This is a genomic window from Sphingobium terrigena (genome assembly GCF_003591655.1).
Lineage (GTDB): Bacteria > Pseudomonadota > Alphaproteobacteria > Sphingomonadales > Sphingomonadaceae > Sphingobium > Sphingobium terrigena.
The window spans coordinates 119,647-133,081 of the sequence record NZ_QVRA01000008.1; the positions used below are offsets into that span (position 1 = coordinate 119,647).

General features: G+C 64.5%; 15 protein-coding genes. 4 read left to right on the forward strand and 11 right to left on the reverse strand.

Annotated features, from left to right (window positions below; genetic code table 11):
* Nucleotides 1-51 precede the first annotated feature (51 nt).
* The 4 genes from D0Z70_RS11075 to argH are packed head-to-tail and all read right to left on the reverse strand — an operon-like array spanning nt 52 to nt 3,730.
* Nucleotides 52-822, reverse strand: coding sequence for a precorrin-2 dehydrogenase/sirohydrochlorin ferrochelatase family protein (locus tag D0Z70_RS11075; protein ID WP_119746295.1), 771 nt, complete (start codon nt 820-822; stop codon nt 52-54).
* Nucleotides 822-2,087 (reverse strand): diaminopimelate decarboxylase, encoded by a 1,266-nt coding sequence (gene lysA, locus D0Z70_RS11080; RefSeq protein WP_119746297.1) that lies wholly within the window; start codon nt 2,085-2,087, stop codon nt 822-824. The genes D0Z70_RS11075 and lysA overlap by 1 nt, the downstream gene beginning before the upstream one ends.
* 21 nt (nt 2,088-2,108) lie before the next feature.
* Nucleotides 2,109-2,363 (reverse strand): hypothetical protein, encoded by a 255-nt coding sequence (locus tag D0Z70_RS11085; protein WP_119746299.1) that lies wholly within the window; start codon nt 2,361-2,363, stop codon nt 2,109-2,111.
* The gene (gene argH / locus D0Z70_RS11090) at nt 2,360-3,730 is read right to left on the reverse strand and encodes an argininosuccinate lyase (RefSeq protein ID WP_119746301.1); all 1,371 of its coding nucleotides are present in this window, start codon (nt 3,728-3,730) and stop codon (nt 2,360-2,362) included. The genes D0Z70_RS11085 and argH overlap by 4 nt, the downstream gene beginning before the upstream one ends.
* 43 nt (nt 3,731-3,773) lie before the next feature.
* Here argH and D0Z70_RS11095 point away from each other — a divergent pair, with 43 nt between their 5' ends.
* The 3 genes from D0Z70_RS11095 to D0Z70_RS11105 all read left to right on the forward strand — a co-directional run bounded on the left by D0Z70_RS11095 (nt 3,774) and on the right by D0Z70_RS11105 (nt 7,688).
* A complete protein-coding gene (locus D0Z70_RS11095) occupies nt 3,774-4,355 on the forward strand; it encodes a TlpA family protein disulfide reductase (protein WP_119746456.1) in 582 nt (193 codons plus the stop codon).
* A 190-nt stretch (nt 4,356-4,545) separates the two neighbouring features.
* Complete coding sequence (locus tag D0Z70_RS11100) at nt 4,546-7,185, forward strand: TonB-dependent receptor plug domain-containing protein (protein ID WP_119746304.1); 2,640 nt, start codon at nt 4,546-4,548, stop codon at nt 7,183-7,185.
* A gap of 80 nt (nt 7,186-7,265) precedes the next feature.
* The gene (locus D0Z70_RS11105) at nt 7,266-7,688 is read left to right on the forward strand and encodes a RidA family protein (protein ID WP_119746306.1); all 423 of its coding nucleotides are present in this window, start codon (nt 7,266-7,268) and stop codon (nt 7,686-7,688) included.
* A gap of 16 nt (nt 7,689-7,704) precedes the next feature.
* On the opposite strand, the gene D0Z70_RS11110 is transcribed toward D0Z70_RS11105, so the two are convergent.
* The 7 genes from D0Z70_RS11110 to D0Z70_RS11140 form a co-directional block, all read right to left on the reverse strand.
* Nucleotides 7,705-7,896, reverse strand: a complete 192-nt coding sequence (locus D0Z70_RS11110) for a Trm112 family protein (RefSeq protein WP_119746308.1) — start codon at nt 7,894-7,896, stop codon at nt 7,705-7,707.
* Nucleotides 7,893-8,507 carry an LON peptidase substrate-binding domain-containing protein gene (locus D0Z70_RS11115; protein WP_119746310.1) on the reverse strand — a complete coding sequence of 205 codons (615 nt, stop codon included), beginning with the start codon at nt 8,505-8,507 and terminating at the stop codon, nt 7,893-7,895. The genes D0Z70_RS11110 and D0Z70_RS11115 overlap by 4 nt, the downstream gene beginning before the upstream one ends.
* Before the next feature lie 11 nt (nt 8,508-8,518).
* The gene (locus D0Z70_RS11120; protein WP_182913930.1) at nt 8,519-9,430 is read right to left on the reverse strand and encodes a tetratricopeptide repeat protein; all 912 of its coding nucleotides are present in this window, start codon (nt 9,428-9,430) and stop codon (nt 8,519-8,521) included.
* Between the two features lie 96 nt (nt 9,431-9,526).
* Nucleotides 9,527-10,366, reverse strand: coding sequence for a MipA/OmpV family protein (locus tag D0Z70_RS11125; protein ID WP_119746314.1), 840 nt, complete (start codon nt 10,364-10,366; stop codon nt 9,527-9,529).
* A gap of 72 nt (nt 10,367-10,438) precedes the next feature.
* Entirely contained in the window at nt 10,439-10,876 is a 438-nt protein-coding gene (locus tag D0Z70_RS11130; protein ID WP_119746316.1) for a DUF2141 domain-containing protein, read from the reverse strand.
* The gene (locus D0Z70_RS11135; RefSeq protein WP_119746458.1) at nt 10,873-11,604 is read right to left on the reverse strand and encodes a sterol desaturase family protein; all 732 of its coding nucleotides are present in this window, start codon (nt 11,602-11,604) and stop codon (nt 10,873-10,875) included. Before D0Z70_RS11135 ends, D0Z70_RS11130 begins: the two co-directional genes overlap by 4 nt.
* A gap of 126 nt (nt 11,605-11,730) precedes the next feature.
* Entirely contained in the window at nt 11,731-12,621 is an 891-nt protein-coding gene (locus tag D0Z70_RS11140) for a prephenate dehydratase (protein WP_119746318.1), read from the reverse strand.
* Between the two features lie 185 nt (nt 12,622-12,806).
* Here D0Z70_RS11140 and D0Z70_RS11145 point away from each other — a divergent pair, with 185 nt between their 5' ends.
* Entirely contained in the window at nt 12,807-13,427 is a 621-nt protein-coding gene (locus tag D0Z70_RS11145) for a c-type cytochrome (protein ID WP_119746320.1), read from the forward strand.
* Nucleotides 13,428-13,435: the final 8 nt, after the last annotated feature.

The window sequence follows — 13,435 nt, forward strand, 5'->3', positions numbered from 1 at the left end:
AGAAACTGCGCGCCACCGTTTCTCGACTTCGCTCGAAACGAACGGATGTGGTCAGGCTATCGCCCCGTCCAACGCAACCCACAGCGACAGCCCCTCGCCCGGATCGGCAGGCGGCACATCCGCGACGATCCGCGCCGCATCCGCCCGCGCCCGGTCGAGGATGGCCGCTGGCACCGACGCCGCGTGATAGACCCGATCCGCCTCCCCCAGCAGCCGTGCGGCACGCAACGTCAGATCGTCTGGATCGCCCGACAGCAACGCAATCGCGATCAGCCGTGAACCTTCCACCGGCCCCTCCGCCGCCAGCCAGTCCGGCAGCGCGTCGACCGCATCGGCGCGCAGCGGGTCGATCATCCCGCCCGGCGCCAGCCCCGCGTCAATCCGCCGTCGCCGCGCCCCCGCATCCGCCCAGCGCGCCTTGATCGCCCCGCGCGCGGCAAACAGCGCCTGTGCCAATTCACCGAGCCGTGCGGGAAACAGCGCCTCCAACCTTTGCCGCAACGCCTTGGCCAGTCCCGCCGACGCCCCGCCCGTGCCGATCGCAATCAGCACCGGGTCACGATCCACGATGGCCGGCAAGGTGAAATCGCACAGGTCAGGATTGTCGGTCGCATTGACCAGCACGCCCCGCGCCCGCAACCGCTCCGCCGTCACCGCGTCGCCGTCGGACACGATCGCGATCCGCGCGCGCTTGTCCTCCTCGCCCACGATTACCGCGCCCGTCCGCTCCAGCAGGCGGCGCTTGGCGTCCGCCGCCTCGCCGTCCCCGGTCAGGATCACCGGCCTGCCCGTCAGGCGCAGAAAGACGGGCAGGCTGTGCATCAGTCGGCCAGCCAGTCGGGGATGCTATCGCCCGCAATCAGCGCCTCGATCGGCGGGCGCGCGCGCACCACCGCCCATTTGTCGCCCGACACCAGCACTTCAGGGGTCAGCGGACGGCTGTTATACGTCCCCGCCATCGTCGCGCCATAGGCACCCGCAGTCATGAAGGCGACCAGATCGCCCGCCGCCACCACATCCATGTCGCGGCCCATGGCGAAAGTGTCGCCCGTCTCGCACACCGGACCCACCACATTGGCCGCCGCGCGCTGCCCCACCGGGGTCACCGCGCGAATATCATGCCAGGCGTCATAGAGGCTGGGGCGCAGCAGGTCGTTCATCGCCGCATCGACGATGACGAACGGTGCCTGCGCGCCCTGCTTCACCCGCACCACGCGCGACAGCAGCGCGCCCGCATTGCCCACGATCACCCGGCCCGGCTCAAACATCAGCCGCACTGGCCAGCCCTGCGTCACCCGGCATACCATCTCGCCATAGGCGGCGGGGCTTGGCGGCACCGGCAGAGCGGGGTCGTAAGGGACACCCAGCCCGCCGCCCAGATCGGCGGTGCGAATATCATGCCCCGCATCGCGCAGCGCCGCGACCAGCGCGCCGACCTTGGTAAAGGCGGCCTCCAGCGGGGCGAGATCGGTCAGCTGGCTGCCGATATGAACCGCCACCCCCTGCACATCCAGCCCCGGCAGATCGCGCGCGGCGGCATAGCTTTCCAGCGCCCGATCATAGGGGATGCCGAACTTGTTTTCCGACTTGCCGGTGGAAATCTTGGCATGGGTGCCAGCGTCCACATCCGGGTTGATGCGATAGGCCACCGGCGCGCGCTTGCCCATCGACAGCGCGACTTCGGACAGCATTTCAGCTTCCGGTTCGCTTTCCAGATTGAACTGGTAAATGCCATGGTCCAGCGCCAGCCGCATTTCCTCAGCCGTCTTGCCCACGCCAGAAAAGACGATGCGGTCAGCGGGTATGCCCGCCGCGATCGCGCGCAGCAATTCGCCGCCCGACACGACGTCCGCGCCCAGACCCAGCTTCGCCAGCGTCGCCAGCACCGCCGCATTGGGGTTCGCCTTGACCGCAAAGGCGATCAGCGGATTGTCGAGGGTCGCAAGCGCGTCGCGAAACACGCTGACATGACGCGTCAGCGTCGCGGTCGAATAGACATAGACCGGCGTGCCAACCGCATCGGCAATCGCCGCCATCGGCACCTGCTCCACCTGCATGGCACCGTCCACATAGTCGAAATGGTCCAAAATCGCGTCCTTAGTCTCTTGTCAGGGCTGCTTTTCGGGCGGCAGGTCAAATTCGTCCGCCGCGCGCTTTTGCGACTGGGTCAGCAATTCCACATTGCGCTGCGGTCGCGCCTGGGTCGATGGGGTCATCAGCTGCGCGCCCGTCGGCGCGGTCGCCGCGCCCACCGGCACCGCAGGCAATTCCTGCCCCGCCAAGGGCTTCAACGGTTGCCGCCCGCCACAGGAGGCCAGCGCCAGCGCCGCGCAGGCCAGCCCCGCGATCGTCCGCATCCTCATGATCCCAACTCCTCCTGCGCCTGCGCGATCCGCGCCCGCACCTGCGCGGGGGCGGTGCCGCCATGGCTCATCCGGCTGGCGACCGACGCATCGACCGTCAGCACCGCATAGATGCGATCGTCGATCCGCGCGTCAATCGCCTTGAGCGTCGCGATCGGCAACTGGTCGAGCGGCACGCCCGACGCCTCCGCCGCCGCCACCGCACGCCCGGTGATATGATGCGCCTCGCGGAACGGGATGCCCCCTTCGCGCACCAGCCAGTCGGCAAGGTCCGTCGCGGTGGCAAAGCCGCTTTCGGCCAGCCCGCGCATCCGGTCGGTACGGAACGTCACCGTCTCGATCATCCCGGTCATCGCCGCGATCGACAGAGCGAGCAGGTCATGCGCCTCGAACACCGGCGGCTTGTCGTCCTGCATATCCTTGGAATAAGCGAGCGGCAGCCCCTTCATAGTCATGCACAAAGCGGTCATGCAGCCCATGATCCGCCCGGCATGGCCGCGCACCAGCTCGGCCGCATCCGGATTGCGCTTCTGCGGCATGATCGAGCTGCCGGTCGAATAGGCGTCGGGCAATTTCACGAAACCGAAAGGCTGGCTCGCCCAGATGATGAACTCCTCGGCCAGTCGCGACAGGTGCAAGGAGGCCTGCGTCGCCGCCATCAGATAATCGAGCGCAAAGTCGCGGTCGCTCACGCTATCCAGGCTGTTGTCGGTCGGCTTGGCAAAGCCCAGAGCCGCCGCCGTGGCGTGCCGGTCGATCGGAAAGCCGGTCCCCGCCAGCGCCGCCGCGCCTAGCGGACATTCATCCGCCCGCGCCCGCGCATCGGCAAAGCGGCTGCGGTCGCGGCGTACCATTTCATAATAGGCCATCAGATGATGCCCCAGCGTCACCGGCTGCGCCGACTGCAAATGGGTAAAGCCTGGCATCACCGCATCGGCATTCTCGTCTGCCCGCGCCAGCAAAGCGCGTTGCAGACCGACCAGCCCCGCCTGCACCTCGTCAATCGCATCGCGCACCCACAGGCGGAAATCGGTCGCCACCTGATCGTTGCGGCTGCGCGCGGTGTGCAGCCGCCCGGCGGTCGGCCCGATCAGCTGCGCCAGCCGCGATTCGGTGACCATGTGGATATCTTCCAGGTCCAGGTCCACCGGCACGCCATCGGCTTCATATTCCGCCGCGATCCGGTTCAGCCCCTCGGTAATCGCCTGCGCATCCTCGCCCTCGACGATGCCCTGTTTGGCCAGCATCGCGACATGCGCCTTCGATCCTGCGATGTCCTGCTTCCACAATCGCTTGTCGAACGGGATGGAGGCATTTATCTCGCGCATGATCGAAGCGGGGCCGGCCGCAAACCGGCCACCCCACATGCTGTTGGAGCCTTCCCCCTTGGAACCTGTTTCGCGCGCGCTGATGTTACTGCTCCTGACCGCCGGATTGGCGGCCTGCGATAGGCAATCGCCGCCCGCTGGGCAAGCCAATGCAAGCATAAGCGGTGAGGTTCCCGCATCGGGCAATGCGACAAAGGGAGACGGCGAGTTCAGCTACCGGCTGGACCGCAGCAAGGCTGGCACCCCCGCGCCCAGCTTCGCCTTCCAGAATCCCGACGGGGGCGAAGCGACCTTGCAGGATTTTGCCGGACGTCCGCTACTCGTCAATCTGTGGGCGACATGGTGTACGCCCTGCGTCGCGGAAATGCCCACGCTCGATCGGATCGCCGAACGATACGGTGCCAAGGGGCTGGCGGTGCTGACCATTTCGCAGGACACGCAGGGCGCCAAGGCGGTCAAACCCTTCTTCGCCAAACACCCCCTCCCCCACCTCAAAGGCTGGGCCGACCCCGACAATCATTTCGGCTTCGACTATGCCACCGGCCTGCTGCCCACCACCGTCCTCTATGATGCGCAGGGCAAGGAAATGGTCCGCGTCATCGGCGCGATGGATTGGGAAGGCCCGGAAGCCAGGGCGCTGATCGACGCCGCCATGACATCCTGATCCGGCACCCTTTGGCGCAGCTGCAAAATATGCTTCTGACGTTTCAATAGACCATAAACAGCCTGTTTCCGGGATAGAAACGAACCGGAAACAATCCGCCAAACGATAATTTTTGTGCAGCGCAATAGAGGATTGGTGCCGCACATTCGTCATTCCCCCTGTCATCAATAAAGCTAAACAGGGGGCATGAATGACACGGTTGTCGGCGCTTAAACTCTCACTGATCCTCGCATCATCCTGGTCCGCCTGCGCCATCGCGCAAGACGCGCCGCAGGAACCCCAGGTTGACGAGGGCACGGCGATCATCGTCACCGGCACCCGCGCCGTGGGGATGCAGGCGACCGAAAGCGCCGCACCGGTCACCGTGCTGAGCCAGGATGCGCTCACCCATGTCGGCCAGCCGAACCTCAACCAGGTGCTGACCCAGATCGTCCCCAGCTTCACCGCGCAGACGCAGGGCACCGACCTTTCCAGCTTCTCGCTGTCGGCTCGCCTGCGCGGCCTCAGCCCCAACCACACGCTGGTGCTGGTCAACGGCAAGCGCCGCCACGGCAACGGCATCCTTCAGGTGCTCGGCGCCTTCTCCGGCTCGGCCGCGCCCAGCATCGACCTGATTCCGCCTGATTCGGTGGCGCGCGTCGAAGTGTTGCAGGAAGGCGCTGCCGCCGTGTACGGCACGGACGCGATTGCGGGCGTCATCAACTTCATCCTGAAGGATGATCCAGAGGGCGGCTCGATCAAGCTGACTGGCGGTCAATATTATGACAGCGAAGGCGAGCTGTTCTCCATCTCCGGCAATTATGGCATCAAACTGGGCGAGGACGGCTATATCAACCTGTCCCTGTTCCACCGCCGTCAGGATTATACCACGCTGGGCGAAGGGCAGGTGCAGGTCACCCAGCCAGACGGCACGCTCCAGCCTAATGCCCCTGCCCAATGGTCCAATCTGGCGGGCGACGCGCTGGCCGGGATCAATGGCGGCCAGCCCAAGACCGAACTCAACCTGCTCTTCTACAATGCCGGCTATGATTTTGGCGGTGTCGAAGTGTACAGCTTTGGCAGCCTCGCCCGCCGCGAAGGCTGGGCCAAGCAGGGCTACCGTCATCCCAAGCGCATCTGCTATGAATATACTGGGTCCGGCGCTACGCACCAGCAGATAAACAGTGGCGGCGCAGTAACAACGACGCCCTATGATCCGAACGTGTGCTACAGCAACACTGGCACACTGGGCATGGTGCCGCTCCAACATGTGATCGAGGATGAATATAGCTTCACCGTCGGCGCACGCGGCGAAGCGGCGGGCTGGAACTATGATCTCAGCACCACCTACGGCAATCAGAAGAATGAAATTTGGACTGAAAACTCCGCTCATCGCGAACAGTGGCAAGACAGCTACAAGGCCTCACTGCTGGGTGTAGGTTCGCCCAGGACCGTCGATAAAGCCTATGACGGCGGCTTCCGTCTGAGCCAGACCACGGTCACCGCCGACATCCGTAAGGAATTTGACCTCGGCATGGCCACCCCGCTGACTTTCGCCTTCGGCGGCGAATATCGCAAGGATACCTATGAAATCGTCCAGGGTGATGCCAATTCGACTGACAGGACTGGCGTTCAGTCCTTCCCAGGCTACAAAGCGACCGACGCCGGGCGGTTCAAGCGCAGCTCGCGCGCCGGTTACCTGAACTTCATCGCCAATCCGGTCGAAGGCTGGACGGTCGATCTGGCCGGTCGCTACGAAGATTATACCGATTTCGGCGACACGCTGATCGGCAAGATCACGACCCGCTACGATATTTCCGACGCCTTTGCCGTCCGCGCCACCGCCAGCACCGGCTTCCGCGCCCCGACTCTGGCCGAACAGAAATATTCGACCATCAACGTCGGGCCGACCAGCGCCGTCGCCCAGCTTCCCGCTGGCACGCCAGCTGCCGCCCTGCTCGGCTTCGACTCGCTTGGCCCGGAAAAATCCAAGAATTTTTCGGCAGGCGTCGTGCTGCGTCCCGTGCCGAAGCTGGCGATCACCGTCGATGCTTACCTGATCAAGATCAAGGACCGCATCGCCGCCACCGCATCGCGTAACGCCGTCCAGGGCGGTGTGATCCAGCAAGGCGCAGCGGCGATCTTCGACGCACTGGCCGCCGCTGGTATCGTCCTCGACACCGCGCTGCAGACGGTCGGCGTACAAAGCTTCACCAACGGAATCGACACAGAGACCAAGGGCATCGACTTCTCTGCCAGCTATCCGGTGGCGCTCGACTTCGGCACGCTCAACCTGTCGCTGAACGGCAATTACAACAAGACCAAGATCACCAAGAACAAGGTCGGTTATCCGCTGTTCAACGCCGCGTCGGAAAGCAATATCGAGGATACGACGCCGAAATATAAGGTCGGCTTCGGCGCGCTGCTCAAGGCGGACAAGCTGACCGTCAACCTGCGCGAAACCCTCTATGCCAAGACCAGCGTACTGGTCCGTCCGGGCGTCGGCAGCGGCGTGATCCCCGATGGCGGTTTCCTGATCGCCGACGGCGCGCTGGTGAACGGCGTCAACGCCAACCAGCTCTACTTCAATGGCGTGGTGAAACAGGCGATCATCACCGATCTGGAAGTCGGCTATGATTTCACTGACAATGTGACCTTCTCGATCGGCGCGAACAATCTGTTCGACAAGATCCCCGAAGTCCCCAAGCTGGTGACCGGCACCGGCGTGGTCGTGAACCCCGGCGTGTCGCCCTATATCAACGGCTCCGGCGCCTATAACAGCCCCTATGGCCATGGTGCCTATGGCACATCGGGCGGCTATTATTACGCCCGTATCGATTTCAAATTCTGATCAACACTTAAATCATGTCACGAAGGAAGGGCCGGTTCGGAAACGCACCGGCCCTTTTTCTGTCCGACAGGGAGCCGTCCATGCAGCCATTCGCCCTCCTCGCCGCGCTCAGCCTGACCATCGCAGCGCCAGCCATGGCGCAGCAGGCGATGCCCGCCACCCTGCCTTTCTCCCCCGCCGTCCGCGTCGGCGACACCCTCTATATGTCCGGCCAGATCGGACAGGTGCCGCCCGGCATGGACCCCCACAAGGAGGGGTTCGACACCGCCGTCAAAGCGGCGATGGATTCGATCGGCAAAATCCTGGCCGACAATGACCTGGATTTTGGCCATGTCGTCAAATGCACGGTGATGCTGGACGATATGGCGGACTGGCCCCGTTTCAACGCGGCCTATATGCCCTATTTCAAGGGCAAACGCCTGCCCGCCCGCAGCGCCTTTGGCACTGATGGGCTGGCGCTCGGCGCGCCGCTGGAAGTGGAATGTATCGCTGCGTACCCATAACGAACGGGTATTTGGTTCAGATTGCTACCGCCTCCCGCACCAGCAGCACCGGCACGCCATCACGCACCGGATAGGCCAGCCCCGCCGCATCGGAGACCAGCGCCCCGCGCGCACCATCCCAGCGCAGCGGCGTGCGTGTCACCGGGCAGACCAGCTTGGCCAGCAACCAGGGATCGACCGGCGCAATCTCGCCCGCCGCGTCAGTCATTGCATCGTCGCGCCGCCGTCGCGCTCGATCCGGCCGAAAATCTGCATCAGCTGGATGATCAGCTCCGACCGCTCGCCCAGCGTATCGGCCTCCAGCAGCGTCTGCTTGGCCGCCGCATCGAACGGCGCGATCTGGGCGATGCCGTTGACCAGCGCCATATCGTCCAGCCGCGACACCGCAGTCCAGTCCACAACATAGCCCAACGCATCGGCAAAGCGCCGCGATTCCTGCTCCAGCGCCGCCCGCTCGACCGCGTGCAGGACCTCATCCTCCTGCGGCGCCTGCATCACGTCTGCCTCGATCTGGCGGAACTGGGTCGTCACCGGCAATTCGCGCACCACCTTGAACCGCGCCAGCCCGGTCAGGATGATGTTGAACCGCCCGTCGTCCAGCGCCTCGATATGGCTGACATGGCCCAGGCACCCCATGTCGAACAAGGGCGGCACCGGCCCCTCGCCACGCGGCTGGATCATCCCGATCCGCCGGTCGCGCGCCATCGCGTCATGGATCAGAGCGCGGTAGCGCGGCTCGAAAATATGCAGTGGCAAATCCATGCCCGGCAACAGCAAAGCGCCAGACAGCGGAAATATCGAGACGCGGGCGAGTGGCACCGGCCCGGCCGTCAGGCGAACAAGATCTGCGACAGCTTGCGACGCTGCGCCGATACCCAGGGATCTTCCAGCCCGACCGCCTCGAACAGGGTCAGCAATTGCGTGCGCGCCGCGCTGTCGTTCCACGCCCGGTCGCGCCGGACGATCTCCAGCAGCGCCTCCGCCGCGCCGTCCCGGTCGCCATTGGCCATCAGCCCGCCCGCCAGTTCGAACCGCGCTGCATGATCGTCCGGGTCGGCCGCGACTTTCGCCTCCAGCCCCGACAGGTCGGCCACCGGTTTGGCGTCGCGGGCCAGCGCAATCGCCGCGCGCGCGCGATCGACCGCCTGATCCTTGGCCGCATCGGCGGACAGCGCCGCCAGCACCGCCTCGGCCTCATCGAGTTGGCCAAGCGCCACCAGCGCCCGCGCCTGACCCGACGCCACATCGGCATGGTCGGGCACCATCTCTGCAATCTGGGTGAAAATCGAAAGGGCGCGCTCGGCATCGCCCGCCGCCAGCGTTTCTTCGCCCATCGCGATCAGCGGCGCGATTTCCTGCTCCTGCGCCTTTTCGTCCGATTCGATCGGCAACTGGCCCAGCAACTTGTCGAGATATTGCTTGAGCTGCCCTTCAGTCCGCGCCTGCGACAGGTCGGCGACCGGCTGGCCCTGAAACACGGCATAGACGGTCGGGATCGACTGGACCCGGAACTGGCTGGCGATGAAGCCATTTTCATCGACATTAACCTTGACCAGCTTGACGCCCTTGGCCGCATAATCGGCGCACACCTTCTCGATGATCGGCGTCAGCTGCTTGCACGGGCCACACCATTCGGCCCAGAAATCGACGATCACCAACTGCGTGCGCGAAGGCTCCACCACATCGCGGCGAAACGCCTCCACGGCCAGCTTGTCGGCCTCGCTCATTCCCAGGGTCGCCACGCTTTCATCTCCTGCCACTGCGGTATGTCGCCGCCTCCATAGCCCGCAATATGGGGAGCGTCACCCTCCCCGCGCAAGGTCAGGAAAAGCAAGATGTTAGAAGGTATAGCCGATCCCGATCGCGCCTAGAAACTGGTCCTTCGACCCGGCAATCGACACCACCGGCGAATCGGCATAACGGCCCAGCATCCGCGAATAGCCAAGCGCGCCGACGATCACCCAGCCCTTGCGAATGTCACCCGACAGCGAATAGCCACCGGTCAGATTGGCGTTGACGCGGCGGAACCCGGAATCGGCACCGCCCCGCGTATAGACCGGCAGTCCGCTCGCCAGAGAACCGGCGGCATCGATATCGGAATAATAGCGGCCGAATTTCTTGCCGACATAGTCCGCCGACACGCCGATCCCCGCAAAACTGCGGATCGACAGCGGCGTGAAATATTCGATCGCGGGCGTGACGATATAGCTTTCATGCGCGCCCGCGACATCCTTGGTCACGGCGACCCGTGCGCTCAGATTGTCATAGGCGCTGGTGATGATCCCGGTCTTGCCGATGCCGACATAGCCGCCGACCTCGATCGCCGTGTCCCGCTTGCCCAGCGCCTCGACCGCATTGTCCTTGATCTGCTTGCGGCTGGTCCGGTCCAGCCTGACCCCCACGGCCGGGCCGGCCTGAAAGTCGATGCCGCTGTCATCCCGATTGGGAATGGCATCAAAAAACAGCATGGGGCCACGGGTGAAGAAGGCATGATCCTTCACCTTGCCGCGCAACTGCGGGCCAAAAATCATGCGCGAATCGTCGGACCCTTCATAGGTCGGGACCGACGCGACGCCGACGCCGATGGTCAGGCTGCTGCGATCCTGCGCCTCCTGCGCCAGCGCAGGCGCGGCCATGAAGGGAAGGGTGAGGAGGAGTATGCGGGAAAGCTGGTTCATAAGGCCCCTGTTCAGCCAATGTCGGTCGGCCCAAGAATGTTTCACGACGGTTACAGGTTCCGCCTGGCTTTCCTACAGGAAATATTTGAGGCGGATGTCCTGCTCCACCGGCGCGCCTGCTACCGCAAAACTGGCCGACCGGAAACTGGGCGCGCCAAAGCGCAGCACCGGATTGCGCGAAAAGCCGACCCCTTCGCGCGGGATGCCCGCGAACGTATCCAGCTTGCCATTGCCATTTTCGTCATGGACGATCGCGATGGCATAGTCGCCCGGCGTCACAGTGCCGATCGTCACCGCCCCGCCCTTCGCCGCCACCGCGAAATGCCGCTTGTCGGGATCATGGCTGCAATCGGGGAAATAGCGCGGCACCCGCGTCACGCACACCAATATCTGCCCCCTGGTGGACCGCAACCCTTCCAGCGCCATGCTGAGCGGTTGCGGTTGGCCGATCGGGGCCGCTCCCAGCAGCACCGGGACCAGCGCCACCAATCCCCACAACCGACCCGTCACGCGCGCGCCTTCGCGGTAAAATCGCCAAGCCCCCGGTCAGTGCCGCACAATCGGTCCCAGACCCGGAAATAGAGGCCGTAATTGCAACTATACAGGTCATGATGCCGCTGATGATGGGTCGCGGTGATCAGCCAGCCCCCCAGCGGCCCGCGCACCATCCAGCGCGGGAACATCTCCCACCCCATATGATTGCTGACCCCCATGATCGTCATGATCGTCAGCACCACGGCCAGCGTGCCGACATGGATGGGAATCAGGAACACCAGCGCCGGGATCACCACCGCCCCCGTCAGCGCCTCCCAGGGATGAAAGCTCATCGCCGCCCAGGCGGTCGGCGGGCGGCTGGCATGATGCACGGCATGGGCAATGCGAAACGGCTTGGGCCGGTGCATCCAGCGATGGGTCCAGTAAAACCATGTGTCATGCGCGGCCAGATAAAGCAGGACCGACACCGGCAGATACCAGAGCGGCAGCGCCGCGACATCGGTATAGATGCGCGTCCATCCCTGCGCCTGCCATCCCCATGCCACGATCCCGGCGGGGATGCCGTAAATCAGCGCGGACAGCAAAGACCAGCCAATCTCCCGCCGCACCTGCCGCTCCAGCCCGCGATACAGGCCCGGCTGCCGCACCCGCGTCGCCAGCGCGAAACCGCCGCTCGCCAGCAGATAGCGCACACCGACAATGGCGCTCATCGCCAAAGCGGACCAAAGAATAGCTGCGACCATGGACAGGCCCATAGCCCAATCCACTACCGTCATCCCAGCGAAAGCTGGGATCCCCCTTCTTTTTTTAACCGCCAGAACAAAGAGGGATTCCAGCATTCGCTGGAATGACGATGATGACGGCCGGCCCTAAGTCCGTGGCCGCGCCTGCCGATAACTGCCCAGCATCCGCACCCATTTGGTGTGGAACTCCAGTTCCGCCAGCGCCCGGTCGACCGCCGGATCGCCCGGCATCCCTTCGATATCGCAGAAAAATTCGGTCGCGGCGAAACTCGCCCCGCGCTGATAGCTTTCCAGCTTGGTCATGTTGACGCCGTTGGTCGCAAAGCCGCCCATCGCCTTGTACAGCGCGGCGGGGACATTCTTCACCTCGAACAGGAAAGTCGTCATCACCGGCCCGACATTGGCGACCGGCATTTTCGGATCGCGCGCCAGCACCAGGAAGCGCGTCATATTATCGTCGCTATCCTCGATATTCTCGGCGATCAGGCGCAGGCCATACAGCTCGGCGGCCAGATAGGGCGCGATCGCCCCTTCGCCGGGCGTCCGCGTTTCCGCCACCAGCGCCGCCGCGCCCGCCGTATCGGCATAGGCAACCGGCTGGATGCCCCTCTCGCGCAGATAATGGCGACACTGGCCCAGCGCCTGGGGATGGCTGATCGCGCTTTTGACCGGGCTGTTGTCGGGTGCCATCAGACAATGACGAATCCGCAGGAAATATTCGTCGACGATCGACAGGCCCGATTCGGGCAGCAGGAAATGCATGTCCGCCACCCGCCCGTGCAGGCTGTTTTCGATCGGGATGATCGCCCGCGCAGCCTGTCCATTGCGCACCGCATCGATCGCATCTTCGAACGCGAAACAGGGCAAAGGCACGCAATCGGGCGCGTAACCCAGCGCCGCCAGATGCGAATTGGCCCCCGGCGCGCCCTGATAGGCGACGGCGCGGGCCGGGTCTGTAGCGGCTTTTTCGGCCAGTTGCGCGACAATGGCGCGCGCGGGAGCGGGATAGTTTTCCATGGAGGACTGCGCGCTTAGGCAGTTGCGCGGGGCCGCGCAAGCATCGGCGAGGCGGCAAGCTGGCCGGGTCGCGCATTTGTGGCGTCAAGCCGGGTTGCACGTTCGCGTGTCCGCCATTATGGCAACGGCCAAGAGGGGGCGCGACGACAGCCGCCCGAACAGAAATGCAAGGGAAATCGAGCGAAATGGGCGATCGTTTCAATACCGTAGCGGGCTGGGCGCTGTTCGCGGGCATTATTGCGCTCGGCGGCGCGATCGTCAGTTCTAAATTTTTCCATGACGAACGGCCCGAAACCATGGGTTATGCCATCGAAGGCGTCGAAGCCGAAGGTGAAGGCGCTGCTGCCGGTCCCGGCCTCAACACGCTGCTGGCCAGCGCGGACGTTGCGGCGGGCGAGAAGGTGTTTGCCAAATGCGCCGCCTGCCACACCGTCACGTCGGGCGGTGCCAATGGCATTGGTCCCAACCTCTATGGCACAGTGGGCAAGGCCCATGGCCATGTCGCAGGCTTCGCTTATTCCGAAGCGCTCAAGTCGGTGCCCGGCAACTGGACGTTCGAGGCGCTGGACAAGTGGCTGAAAAGCCCGCGTGAATATGCGCCCGGCACCAAGATGACCTTTGCCGGCCTTGGCAACCCGGTCGATCGCGCCAACCTGATCGCCTGGCTCAACACGCAGGGGTCCAACCTGCCGCTGCCCGCCGCCGACGCCGCCCCGGCTGCTGAAGGCGCCAATGCCGCCGAAGCGGGCAACGCTGCCAATGCCGCGGAAGCCCCGGCAGCGAACGCCGCCAACGCAGCCGAGTAAAGCGCGAT

Coding starts and splice junctions, on each gene's coding strand:
- D0Z70_RS11075 (WP_119746295.1), bottom strand. CDS start 822: ATGCACAGCCTGCCCGTCTTTCTGCGCCTGACGGGCAGGCCGGTGATC.
- D0Z70_RS11085 (WP_119746299.1), bottom strand. CDS start 2,363: ATGAGGATGCGGACGATCGCGGGGCTGGCCTGCGCGGCGCTGGCGCTG.
- argH (WP_119746301.1), bottom strand. CDS start 3,730: ATGTGGGGTGGCCGGTTTGCGGCCGGCCCCGCTTCGATCATGCGCGAG.
- D0Z70_RS11095 (WP_119746456.1), top strand. CDS start 3,774: ATGTTACTGCTCCTGACCGCCGGATTGGCGGCCTGCGATAGGCAATCG.
- D0Z70_RS11100 (WP_119746304.1), top strand. CDS start 4,546: ATGACACGGTTGTCGGCGCTTAAACTCTCACTGATCCTCGCATCATCC.
- D0Z70_RS11105 (WP_119746306.1), top strand. CDS start 7,266: ATGCAGCCATTCGCCCTCCTCGCCGCGCTCAGCCTGACCATCGCAGCG.
- D0Z70_RS11110 (WP_119746308.1), bottom strand. CDS start 7,896: ATGACTGACGCGGCGGGCGAGATTGCGCCGGTCGATCCCTGGTTGCTG.
- D0Z70_RS11125 (WP_119746314.1), bottom strand. CDS start 10,366: ATGAACCAGCTTTCCCGCATACTCCTCCTCACCCTTCCCTTCATGGCC.
- D0Z70_RS11135 (WP_119746458.1), bottom strand. CDS start 11,604: ATGGTCGCAGCTATTCTTTGGTCCGCTTTGGCGATGAGCGCCATTGTC.
- D0Z70_RS11140 (WP_119746318.1), bottom strand. CDS start 12,621: ATGGAAAACTATCCCGCTCCCGCGCGCGCCATTGTCGCGCAACTGGCC.
- D0Z70_RS11145 (WP_119746320.1), top strand. CDS start 12,807: ATGGGCGATCGTTTCAATACCGTAGCGGGCTGGGCGCTGTTCGCGGGC.